13 protein-coding genes and 1 tRNA gene are annotated in these 11,025 nt (G+C 66.6%); 11 read left to right on the forward strand and 3 right to left on the reverse strand.

Annotated features, from left to right (window positions below; genetic code table 11):
- Positions 1 to 286 precede the first annotated feature (286 nt).
- Entirely contained in the window at positions 287 to 955 is a 669-nt protein-coding gene (locus tag BGO45_RS04870; protein ID WP_292691395.1) for a fasciclin domain-containing protein, read from the forward strand.
- A 92-nt stretch (positions 956 to 1,047) separates the two neighbouring features.
- Here BGO45_RS04870 and BGO45_RS04875 read toward each other — a convergent pair whose 3' ends face one another.
- Positions 1,048 to 2,097, reverse strand: a complete 1,050-nt coding sequence (locus BGO45_RS04875; RefSeq protein WP_292691397.1) for an iron-siderophore ABC transporter substrate-binding protein — start codon at positions 2,095 to 2,097, stop codon at positions 1,048 to 1,050.
- 23 nt (positions 2,098 to 2,120) lie between these two features.
- On the opposite strand from BGO45_RS04875, the gene BGO45_RS04880 reads away from it, so the two are divergent.
- The 6 genes from BGO45_RS04880 to BGO45_RS04905 all read left to right on the forward strand — a co-directional run bounded on the left by BGO45_RS04880 (position 2,121) and on the right by BGO45_RS04905 (position 6,394).
- On the forward strand, positions 2,121 to 3,170 hold the full coding sequence (locus BGO45_RS04880) for an iron ABC transporter permease (protein WP_292691399.1): 1,050 nt from the start codon (positions 2,121 to 2,123) through the stop codon (positions 3,168 to 3,170).
- Entirely contained in the window at positions 3,167 to 4,174 is a 1,008-nt protein-coding gene (locus tag BGO45_RS04885) for an iron chelate uptake ABC transporter family permease subunit (RefSeq protein WP_292691401.1), read from the forward strand. The genes BGO45_RS04880 and BGO45_RS04885 overlap by 4 nt, the downstream gene beginning before the upstream one ends.
- 83 nt (positions 4,175 to 4,257) lie before the next feature.
- Positions 4,258 to 4,333 (forward strand) — tRNA-Lys (locus BGO45_RS04890).
- Between the two features lie 139 nt (positions 4,334 to 4,472).
- Positions 4,473 to 4,898, forward strand: a complete 426-nt coding sequence (locus tag BGO45_RS04895) for a hypothetical protein (RefSeq protein ID WP_292691403.1) — start codon at positions 4,473 to 4,475, stop codon at positions 4,896 to 4,898.
- 385 nt (positions 4,899 to 5,283) lie between these two features.
- Positions 5,284 to 5,628, forward strand: a complete 345-nt coding sequence (locus BGO45_RS04900) for an Lsr2 family protein (RefSeq protein ID WP_292691405.1) — start codon at positions 5,284 to 5,286, stop codon at positions 5,626 to 5,628.
- A 256-nt stretch (positions 5,629 to 5,884) separates the two neighbouring features.
- On the forward strand, positions 5,885 to 6,394 hold the full coding sequence (locus BGO45_RS04905) for a hypothetical protein (protein WP_292691406.1): 510 nt from the start codon (positions 5,885 to 5,887) through the stop codon (positions 6,392 to 6,394).
- Between the two features lie 126 nt (positions 6,395 to 6,520).
- On the opposite strand, the gene BGO45_RS04910 is transcribed toward BGO45_RS04905, so the two are convergent.
- Positions 6,521 to 6,754, reverse strand: a complete 234-nt coding sequence (locus tag BGO45_RS04910; protein ID WP_292691407.1) for a DUF2188 domain-containing protein — start codon at positions 6,752 to 6,754, stop codon at positions 6,521 to 6,523.
- 135 nt (positions 6,755 to 6,889) lie between these two features.
- Between BGO45_RS04910 and BGO45_RS04915 the strand changes: the two genes are divergently transcribed.
- The 4 genes from BGO45_RS04915 (at position 6,890) to BGO45_RS04930 (ending at position 10,083) form a co-directional block, all read left to right on the forward strand.
- Positions 6,890 to 7,891 carry a hypothetical protein gene (locus tag BGO45_RS04915; protein WP_292691408.1) on the forward strand — a complete coding sequence of 334 codons (1,002 nt, stop codon included), beginning with the start codon at positions 6,890 to 6,892 and terminating at the stop codon, positions 7,889 to 7,891.
- A 130-nt stretch (positions 7,892 to 8,021) separates the two neighbouring features.
- Positions 8,022 to 8,792, forward strand: a complete 771-nt coding sequence (locus BGO45_RS04920) for a hypothetical protein (RefSeq protein ID WP_292691409.1) — start codon at positions 8,022 to 8,024, stop codon at positions 8,790 to 8,792.
- Between the two features lie 272 nt (positions 8,793 to 9,064).
- Positions 9,065 to 9,412, forward strand: coding sequence for a hypothetical protein (locus tag BGO45_RS04925; protein WP_292691411.1), 348 nt, complete (start codon positions 9,065 to 9,067; stop codon positions 9,410 to 9,412).
- A 170-nt stretch (positions 9,413 to 9,582) separates the two neighbouring features.
- Positions 9,583 to 10,083: a DUF3846 domain-containing protein gene (locus BGO45_RS04930; RefSeq protein ID WP_292691413.1), complete on the forward strand. Its 501-nt coding sequence runs from the start codon at positions 9,583 to 9,585 to the stop codon at positions 10,081 to 10,083.
- A 65-nt stretch (positions 10,084 to 10,148) separates the two neighbouring features.
- Here the strand turns inward: BGO45_RS04930 and BGO45_RS04935 are convergent, their stop codons facing one another.
- On the reverse strand, positions 10,149 to 10,598 hold the full coding sequence (locus BGO45_RS04935; protein WP_292691415.1) for a hypothetical protein: 450 nt from the start codon (positions 10,596 to 10,598) through the stop codon (positions 10,149 to 10,151).
- Positions 10,599 to 11,025: the final 427 nt, after the last annotated feature.

Genomic DNA, 11,025 nt, shown 5'->3' on the forward strand with positions numbered 1-11,025 from the left:
CGTGGCGCGCATGAGGTACGCAACCGTGACTCGGGCGCATCCGGGCGCGAGGTCGCCGCACCTCCTCGGCATCCCGAAAAATATTCTCAAGAATATTTATATGACGCTGATCTGGACTTTTCGTGATTCTCGGATGCCGAATCGGGCCCACTCCGCAACAATCCGCAATCCGATCACGAGGGGGTCCCGAAGACCCTGTGTACGCCGCAACACGGCGAACCGCCCCCCGCACCGGGGTGTCTTGAACGGGTCGCAGCCGCGGTCCGAACGATTTCGGAGGAATGTCATGCTGAAGAACAAGAAGCCTGTCGTCGCCGGTCTCGCCCTCGTGCTGGGTTCGGCCTTCGCTCTCACCGCATGTTCGGGTGGCTCCACCACCGCCGGCGGAACGACCGAGGAGTCCACCGCTCCTTCCATGGCCGCGTCGCCCTCGGCGTCGTCGAGCATGATGGACCCGGCCGCCAACCTCGTGGGCCCCGGTTGCGCCGACTACGCCGCCGCCGTGCCGTCGGGCGCCGGTTCGGTCGAGGGCATGGCCGCCGACCCCGTGGCCGTCGCCGCGTCGAACAACCCGCTGCTGACCACGCTCACCGCCGCCGTCAGCGGCCAGCTGAACCCCAACGTGAACCTCGTCGACACCCTCAACGGTGGCGAGTTCACGGTCTTCGCGCCCGTCGACGACGCGTTCGCGAAGATCGACCCCGCCGTCATCGAGTCGCTGAAGACCGACACCGACACGCTGACCAAGATCCTCACGTACCACGTGGTCCCCGGCCAGATCGCCCCGGACGCGATCGACGGCACCCACGCCACGGTCGAGGGCCAGGACGTCACCGTCTCGGGCTCGGGCGACTCGATCAAGGTCAACGACGCCAACGTCATCTGCGGCGGCGTGCAGACCGCCAACGCGACCGTGTACCTCATCGACTCGGTGCTGATGCCCCCGGCTGCGTAATTCTCACGCATCCGGACCGATCACTGACTGATCGGACCTGACGGCGAGTGCCGGACCCCAGGCGAGGGGGTCCGGCACTCGCTCTTTTGCGTTCACCCGCCGAGAGCTACCGCGATCTCGTTCTGCACGAGGCGCGCTGCGGTGGGTCCCGCATTCATGAACCACGGGTCGAAGTCGACCGTGGTGGTCCGGCCGGCGGCGACGGCGTCGAGCGTCGCCCACAGCGGGGCGGACTCGATGTACGCCACGCCCTGTCCGGTTCCGGCGTAGAAGACGTGGTCGGCGTCGGCGAGGTCGATCTGCTCGGCACTCACGTCCTGCGACGTCTCGTCGAAGCGCTGGGACTCCGGCCGCGCGAGCCCGAGATCCTGGGCGAGGCCGCCCGCGAACGACGGCACGCCCATGATGCGCGTGCGGTCACCGGTGGACTGCAGGAACGACACGGTCGGCGCCGGGGTCGGAAGCGACTGCGCGAACGCGGCACTGTCGGCCTGGAGCGCGTCGAGGTTCGCCTGCGCGGCGGATTTCCGCCCGAGAGCGTCCGCGACGAGGAGGAAGTCGCTCTTCCAGTTCACGCCGTTGCCCTTGGTCACCACCGTCGGCGCGATCGCGGACAGGGCGTCGTAGATCTCGGTACCCCGCGTCGAGTTGACGAGGATCAGATCGGGAGCCGCCTGCGCGATCGCCTCGAGATCGGGTTCGGTCCGTTCCCCGATATCGGCCATGGCGTCGAGCTGCGCCGCGTCGGCGGGGAACGCGTCGCGCAGGTACTGCGGCACGAGCCCACTGTTCTCCGCGCGCGTGGCCGCGACCGGCACCGCACCGAGGGTGAGGACGGCATCCAACTGTCCCGTGGCGACGACGGCGATCCGCTCGGGGGCGGCGGGGATCCGGGTGGTGCCGGCGAAGTGCGCCACCTCGCGCGGGAAGACGCCGTCCGCTTCGCTCGACCCCATCCCGGGCTCGAGCTCGCGCGCCACGACCCACTCACCGGTGGAACCGGCTTCGGCGTCGGGAAGGGTCGATGCGGGTGCCGTCGAGGCGCACCCGGCGAGCGCGAGGAGCACGCCGACGCTCGCGGCGGCCACGGCGAGGCGTCGCCGGGATCGGAGAGGAGGGGACGTGGAGCGATGATGCGACATGCACTTAGGTTAGCCTTAGCTACATGACGGTGATGAATGCGGGGGCATCGCCGGCAGCCACCCTCGTCGCCGCCCGGCGGCGGCGTCGACACGTGCGCGCGGTGGTCGCGACCCTCGCGATCGTGGCGCTCCTCGCGGTCGTCGTGGTCATGAGTCTCGCGGTGGGTTCGCGCCCACTGGCGTTCCCCGATGTCGTCACCGCGCTCTTCTCGGATCGACGGGATGCCACGGGCGTCATCGTTCACGACCTCCGGCTCCCCCGCACCCTCACCGCACTCCTCGTGGGGTCGGCTCTCGGCATCGCGGGGGTGCTCATGCAGGCGGCGACCCGGAATCCGCTCGCCGATCCGGGCCTTCTGGGGGTGAACGCGGGCGCCGCCGTGGGCGTCGTCGTCGCGATCGCGTTCTTCGGCGTCGGCACCGCGAGCGGATACGTGTGGTTCGCCTTCGCCGGGGCGGCGGGAGCGGCCGCGGCGGTGTACCTCGCGGCCCGTCCCGCCGGTCGCGGCGGCACGGTCGGACTGGTGCTGGCGGGGGTCGCGCTGAGCGCGTGCCTCGGCGCTGTGGTGCGCATCATCACGCTCGCCGACGACGACACGTTCGAGTCGTTCCGGTTCTGGGCGGTGGGGTCGTTCGAACGCCGCGACACGGACGTCGCCGGTCAACTCCTCCCCTTCGCCGCCGTCGGGCTGGTGCTGGCGGTGGTCGTGGCGCGCGGCCTCGACCAGCTGCGCCTCGGGAGCGACCTCGCGCGGGCACTGGGGGTCTCCCCCGCGCTGGTGCTGGTGGCATCCGGTGTCGCGATCACGCTGCTGTGCGCCGTGGCGACCTCCGCCGCGGGCCCCCTGGCCTTCATCGGTCTGCTGGTGGCGCACGTCGTCCACCGTGCGGGTCCGCCGGGCCTCCGGGCTCAACTCCCCCTCGCCGCGCTCACGGGCGCGACGCTCACGCTCGCGAGCGACGTCGTCGGACGCGTCATCGCGGTGCCCGCCGAGGTCGAGGCGGGCATCGTCGCCGCGTTCCTCGGCGCACCCCTGCTGCTGTGGCTCGTGCTGCGGAGGACCGCGTCATGAGCTCCACCGCGCACCGCGTGCGGTCCCGCCGCCGCACGCGCCACGGCGTCGCGGTGGCGATCACGGTCGCGGTCGCTCTCGTCGCGGCGGTCGTCGGTGTGCTGACCGGCTCGTTCCAGGCGTCGCCGACGGAGGTGGCATCCGCTCTGCAGGGGGACGGTGACGCCCGCACGACGCTGGTCGTCGTGGGAATGCGGATGCCACGGATCGCGGCCGCCCTGCTGATCGGCGCGGCGCTGGGACTGGCGGGCGCGGTGTTCCAGACACTCGCACGGAACCCGCTCGCGAGTCCCGACATCGTGGGCTTCAGCGCCGGGTCGGCCACGGGCGCGCTCATCGGCCTGACGCTCATCGCTCCGACCGCGTCGCCCGCCCCCGGCGCGTGGATCGGCGGACTGGTGACGGTCGCGGTCGTGATGCTCATCGCGCGGAAGGCGGGAGTGTCGAAGGAGCGCACCATCCTCGCGGGCATCGCCGTCGCGATCCTCTTGGCCGCCGTGAACGACTACCTGCTCACCCGGGCGCCGCTGGAGATCGCCCGCAACGCGAGCCAGTGGCTGTACGGGAGCCTCGCCGCCACGTCGGGCGCGGACGTCCGCACGCTCGCCGTTTCGGTCGGCGTGCTCGCGGTCGGCATCATCGCGGTGCACCGCGACTTCCGCGCCATCGAGCTCGGCGACGACACCGCGCGGGCGCTGGGCGTGCGGCTCGGGCGCGTGCGCCTCTTCCTCATCGTGGTCGCCGCGCTCCTCACCGGCACCGCGACCGCCGTCGCCGGGCCCATCGGGTTCGTCGCCCTCGCCGCACCGCAGCTCGCGCGACGGGTGACCGGGGCCAGTGGCATCCCCCTCGTGGCCTCCGCCGTGACCGGCGCGACCGTGCTGCTCGTCGCCGACGTCATCGCGCAGCGCGCGCTGGCTCCCTTGCAGATCCCGGTGGGGCTGCTCACGGGCGTGGTGGGCGGGGCGTACCTGTTCTGGGTCGTGGCGCGGGGCCGGCGGTGACGCCCTCGTGCGCTGCCGACGCTGGCCGTGGGCTCCAGCCGCGGGCGCGGGCACCCCGCGACCCCCGGTAGGGTGGATGCCACGGGCCTCTAGCTCAGTCGGTAGAGCATCGGACTTTTAATCCGCGGGTCGTGGGTTCGAGCCCCACGGGGCCCACCAGACTTGTCTTACTCGAACAAATTGCCTTGAGATAAAGGTTGCTCGGGGTGGAGTCCAGAGCGTCAGCGGTATCGCTGGCGCTCTTTGCGTGTGTGGCTGCCCATTCGGCGGCGGCTTCTTGGATCAGAGCGATCGGCTCGTGCACCTGGCCCTGAGCGCGCACCTGGTGGGACTCATCCTCGATCCAGAGGACCGAGGAGAAGGCCTCGAGAACGCGCCGTTTGATCGGTTCGGGTGCGGAGACGTAGAAGCTGTAAGGGCGCTCGAGCAGATCGAGGTATGCCAGGACTACATCGGCGTGACGCTTGATCTGTTCATCGGAGCGCGCGAGCTTCTCGAGGAGAGTCCGCCGCTGCACGGCGAGGCCGCGCAAACGAGCTTTCACTGCATCCGCCGCAAGTTCACCATCGGCTGCGATGTCGAGCAGGTTCGACTTCTGGACGTCGAGCTTCTTCAGTTGCGCCGCCAACCGCGTGCGCGCTTCTCGCTCCCCCTGCTGCTGGACGTCGAGCGCTTCCTGCACATGGCGCCGCATCTCAGAAGCAAACCCAGCATCCAGCGTTAGAGCGCGGACTTCTCGGGCCACGGCGCGCTCAAGTTCCTTCACGGGAAGGTGTGGAAGGTCGCACGTCGTATCCTGGCGACCGCGACAGAGGAAGTATCCGTAGGGCTTTGACAGCGCCAGTATCACCTGGGCGGGGATCGGCTCGAGTGCGCTGCTCCTCGGAGGCATCGCCGCCCTCCTGGTCGCCCGCCGCCGAACCAAGACGCGCGCGTAGCCGGCAGCGGGGAGAACCACTCGCACGATCGGATCGGCCCGCCGTCTCTAACAGGCGGCGGGCCGATTCCTTTCCATTCCGTTCATCAACGGAATGCGGACGCTCTATCACAGACGCCGAATTATTCGGTAGGTTCCGAGGGTTCAGCGATATCGAAGGTAGCCTGGCGATATGGCTACCCGTCACATTGCCCAACTCATCGACGACCTCGACGGCACCGTCCTCGAACAAGGCGAAGGAAAGCAGCTCAACTTCTCCGTCGAAGGACGGTCGTACGAGATCGACCTCTCCGACACCAACGCCGACAAGTTCCACGCCGCGCTAGCGCCGTTCGTGAACGCCGCCCGGTCGATCGGTTCCGCCAGTCGTCAGTCCACGGCACGCGCACCTCGGGCAAAGAGCGACCTCGACCTCAATTCCGTCCGGGAATGGGCGCGTGCCAATGGCCACACGGTCAGTGACCGCGGTCGTATCGCTGGCCCCGTCGTCGAGGCGTACAAGGCCGCGAACGCCTAACACCCCCTGCTCCTCAGCTGCATACTCGCCGACCCCCATCTGCGAGTACGGCGCCTCCCGCTTTCTTGCCGGGAGGCGTCGTTCTTTGTCAGGACTATCTGAATCGACCCCAGGCTGGAATGCGAACATCGCCCTACCGCCACCCCTTCTGGCTTCTCGTGACCGGATATTCCGGCGGTGCGCCCGCAGATATACGGACGGGGCCGAGCGCAATCGACTCGTGGCGATGTCGGAGGCGTGGTCGATGATATTGGCCATGGCCCACCCAGATTGGCGCGAACCCGTGCGCCTACTCAGACTCAGCCTTAGGCATGCCGCTGCGCATCAGCTGGCGCTCGCGACGCTGGTTGGATGCACGCTCGATGCCGACCTGCCCTTCAACGTGGCAACGGCGCGGCTGGAGGCATTCCTCGAGCCGAAAATCAGGGGGACCGAGCATGCCGCGGGGGCACCGACAGAGCGACAGATGCAGTTCCTCCGGAAGCTCTGTCCTACTTTCGAGGTGAATAGCGAGAGCCGCGCCGAGATCTCTGCCTGGATCGACCACTACCTCGCGCTTGGCACTATCACTGCGCACGAGGAGTTGAAGCTGAAGAGCGGTGACGTCGTTCAAGTGAGCCGGAGCTACCGATTGATCGGGATAGCAGAAGCACGTCACGAGCTGGCCGTCGTGTCCAGCATCGGCGCGAACGGGCGCGTGTACCTCAAAGGTGGGAGCGGCGCGGGGGCATGGCCCACCGAGGTACAGCACCGCGATCCCAGCTGAGGGAGCAGCACGTATTAAGCCCGGAATTGCGAGACGCCTCCCCGCGGCTCTCCTGGCGGCGAGATGGCCATGACCGAACGAGTCGAGCCCATCTCGTAATGCTCGAGATGGGCTCGACTCAGGGGCTCAACCCTTCGGCGGGTACGGATCCTTCTTGCCGACGGTGTCCGTGTTGCGGATTTGGTTGTTGTCCTTACGGTGGTCGCGGACCTCACCGCCGCCGCTACGGATTGCGAACCCCACCGCAGCGTCGTGCGCTTCAGCCTGCGTGCCGTAGCGGCCGGCCGCTTGCGAGGCACCCTCTCGTTTGGCGCTCCAGTCGCCCTTGTCCTTGTCGTACTGCACGTCATAATCAGCCATCGTGGCCTCCTTCAGGAATTTCTGGAGTGCCGATGGTAGGACAGGCCACCGACATTTTGGCGGTTCGACTGACTCGGAGCAGAACTCCAGATCGCTTCGCGCCTCGAATGAGCCGACTCGCGAAATGATGAGCTCATGCTGCGCGTCTATCTCGACCAGAACAAGTGGATCGACCTCGCGAGGGCGGCTACGGGCCACCCAGCCGGTGCGCGCTATGTTGAGGTCTTGGAAGCTGCCCGCGCTGCCGTCGCGGCGGGCACGGCATCATTTCCGCTCGACATGTTCCGCTACGCCGAGACCAGCAAACGCTCTGATGACCGGTCCCGGAACGACGTTGCCAACGTGATGAGCGAACTCTCGAATCGACACACAATGGCGCCCGGACGATACGTGCTGCCCGCCGAACTGGACCACGCGCTCAACGCTCGCTACGGTCGCCCCGAGGAGCCGCGCAGCCCCGAGGTTTTCGGAATCGGGATCCAGCACCTGACGAACGGTCAGGTCGTGTTGCCCGAACTCGACATCAGTCTGCTCCGTAGCTCCGGGAACGATATTGACGCTTCGGACTACCCCAAGACCCAGGAGATCTACTCGAAGCTTATTGAAGCGGAGCTACTGCGGGTCGGTCCGGCGATGGCACGTTTGGCGGGAGTGGTTACGGACACCCGTCATCTCGATCAGCAATATGTCGATCACGAGAACAAGATCGCCTCGGAAATTCGTGCAAGCGGGCTGTCAGGCGACATGCTCGAGCTCGCCGTACGCGCAGCGGACCTCGGAGACATCCGGCCCGCGGTCACCCAGGCGGTCGAAGGTATCGGTCTCACATGGGACCGCTTCGTGGAGGACCTCGGTCCAGCCGGAGTGGTCGAGTTCATGGACGATCTGCCGACTCGGCATGTCACGAACGTGATGCGAGGGGCAAGGCTCCGTCAGACAGAGCAAGCGTGGGAGCCGCACGACCTCAACGACATCCTGGGGCTCCCCATAGCCGCGGCATACTGCGATGTCGTCGTCACCGAGAAGCAGTGGGCACACCGGTTCACCCAGGCAAAGATCGAGGCTCGCTACGGCACCACCATCCTTCGAAGTGTGGCGGATCTAACGGCAGTCTTTCAGCGTGCCGCCACCGCGTGATCTCGATGGATCGGGCGACGCCAGTACGGGTGTCGCGTCCGGAAGTGGCCTTTCGGGGAGACTGGGTCAGCGTGTGGGGTCGAGCGGGCTGATCAGGGGGGTGTCGTACCTTCCGGTTACAGTCCCGACCATGAACGAGTGGTGGCGCGTCGATGGCTGGCCTACGGCAGACGAGTGGCAGGCGCTCTGGGCATTCGCAACACTGGTCGTTGCCGTGGTCGCGGCATGGCTCGCACTTCGCCAATACCGGTCCTCCGTCGGGTCGCAACTCGAACAGGCCAGACCCTACGTCATCGTCGACTTCTCGTTCGAGGGCGGCGCCGCCATCCTCCTGGAAGTGAAGAACGTGGGTCTCACCGCTGCGCGGAACATTCGGTTCGAGTGGTCGCCTCTACCTGTCGCGGACGACGAGGTTGCGCAAGCCGCGATCGATCGGACTCTAGTCCGAGACGGAATCCCGTTCTTGGCTCCGGGTCGCTCGATGTTCTTCTGGTTCGGAATCTTCAGGGATGACTACGAGGAGACCATGCAGCGGCGCTTGATGGTGACCGCAGTCTGTGAAGGCAGCGGCGATGCCCGCACATGGACCAGTCAGTCTCTGTTGGATCTCGACCAATGGGCCGAGACGATGGTCCAGGAGGCTCCTATCGAGAAGGTCGCAAGTAGCTTGAAGAAGCTTGCTGATGCGTCCAGCAATCAGAAGAGTGCCGACGCGGAACTTACCAAGGCAGCTAACTCGCTACACGAGTATCTCGAAGCGACTGAGCGGTTGATCGACAGCCGCGCGCGTAAGAGATCCGACCGGCAGCGTCGTTTCGCTGCGCGGCAAGAACGTGAGACCCGCCGCCAGGCGGAACTCGCGAAGTTCAACACGACCGCTCATGACGAGAGGAACCCCTGATCCCGACCGATCCGCCGTCGCGTTCAGCTGGAGTTGAGGCTCCGCACTGACCAGTCGTCGCCGGTGTCGCCGAGCGAAAGAGCGGCCAGGAGGTTTGTATCTGGGATCGTCCGATCGGACGGTTGGCACGCGGCTCGTTTCGTCGTTCACTAGTGCCAGCGGGTGCTGCAGTTCAGTCCTGGCACCCGCCCCAGCTCTCGTTGCCGGTCTGCGGTCTCCAAGAGAACCATCCGAGTTCTCGGCCGCACCCGTCAAGGAGGTGACCCGCCCACATGAGCGAGTCCAACGTCAACACCCCTCCCGCCTCGGCTGCGTCCGCCAATGGACTCGGCTACGGCCCGATCAAACCCCTCGCGGTCAGACTCAACGAGCCCACCCGCACCCAGCTGGACATCATCGCCCAGCTCAACGACCGGACCGTCACCGACGAAGTCCGCCTCGCCATCGAAGCCTGGATCGACAAAATCAAAGCCGACCCAGCCATCCAACGCCGCGCGAAAGACGTCCGCGACGAGATCGAACGCGAGGCAGCAGGCAAACGCGACGCCATCGCCGCCATCTTCGACGCCTCCCCGGCACCGAAGACACCGCGCACGCCGCCGAAGCCCCAGGCGACCTGACGGCTCCACCTCAACGGGCGGTCGGCTCGAGCGACGTCCCGACCGGACGCTCGCTCGCCGGCCGCCCCGCACCCACTCCCCCGCGCCGATTGCCCGACCTCGTTTGTGCTCTGCGATTCCACGAGAACCATCCCGGTTCCCGGTCGCACGCACAAAGGAGGGACACCACCATGGTGCAGGGCATCATCATCCCGGCGGACAACACCGCACCCCTCACGACCCGGACGTTGGATTCGCTCGAGGATTATCCGCGGGCCGTCGGCGGCTGGTTCGAAGCGGTCGACATCCCCGACCTCGGCGTCACGATGTACGTCAACGAGGAAGGACTCATCCGCGACTTGCCGTTCAACCGCCGCGCGACGTTCCTGTGGCGGTTCCACGTTCCGCAGGCCCGCGATGCCCGTCTCGTCGGAGACGTCGCGGTGGTTGGCCTCACGGACGATGAGGGCGAGAGCACGGAGCTGCCGAGTGAGCTCCGGCAGCGACTGCTCGAGCCGAGCGTGTACCGAGTCCGGACCCGCGAGCATGGCGGTAGCCGATGGAACGAGGAGCCGATTGACCGTGACGACTACGTCGAGACGGTCATCTGGGCGGCGCTCCTACAGGAGATGTCGCCAGCTCTGGAGGTACATATCGAGCGCGTCGACGGTGTCGTGGGCGAGAGCAACTAGCCTTCAAGAGGGCGGTAGTCACAATCAGCGGCTACCGCCTTTTCACATAGTGCAGGCAGCGGAAATCAGAGGGGCTCGACATAAGTCACGCGCTCGACGCCCGGAAAACGAAAGAACTCGGGGGGTTCCTCGCGTATCCATCCGACCCGCTCCCAGAAGCCACGAGAGACGGCATCATCATTGAGCGCGATGAGGCGACGCCCTGGGTTCGCCTCACGGATGAGGTCGAGCGTGCGGCGGCCGATGCCCTGTCGGCGCAGCGGCACGGCAACCTCTATCGCGAGGATATCTACCACTTCGTCGTAGTCAGGGTCGTCTTTCAGCACATACTTGCATCTCGCAACTTCGTTGACTCCCTGGCGGATGGACACCCATCTGCAGGAGTTTGAGGGGTCCTGTTCCGGACGCCACCATGGTTCGACGAACTCGGGATTCCTATCGAAGACGTAAGTCCACACGCGTTTGCGCACTGGTGCAACGTGCACGAGTGCCAGATCCGAAGCGGGCTCGCTCATGGAGCTGAGCGTAGCGATGCCGAAACCCGGCTGACCCGATCGCCGAGCAAAACGTGGCGTTAGCTCGACGTGCTCATGACTCCGATGATCGCCATCCGATACGGCCCGGCACGCCACGGTAGTTCACCTCCGATCGCATGTCGGAGGTTTGCGGCAGGATAGGTTCATGCCCGACCCCGTAGCGACCACCGCCGACACGGCAGGTGCGCAGAAGGCTCGCAGCGCGTTCTTCACCCCGGACGCGATCACTCGCTACGTGAGCGATTGGGCCATCCGCGACTCTCATGACACGGTCCTTGAACCCTCCGCTGGCGACGCTGCTTTCCTCGTCCAGGCCGTCCAACGTCTGCGCGAGCATGGGTCAGGCCCGATCGGTTCATCGCTGAGACGGAGCGAGGTGTCATTGACGCCACACCAGTCAACCTTC

It is taken from the genome of Microbacterium sp. 71-36 (assembly GCF_001898305.1).
In the GTDB taxonomy this organism is placed as follows: Bacteria; Actinomycetota; Actinomycetes; order Actinomycetales; family Microbacteriaceae; genus Microbacterium.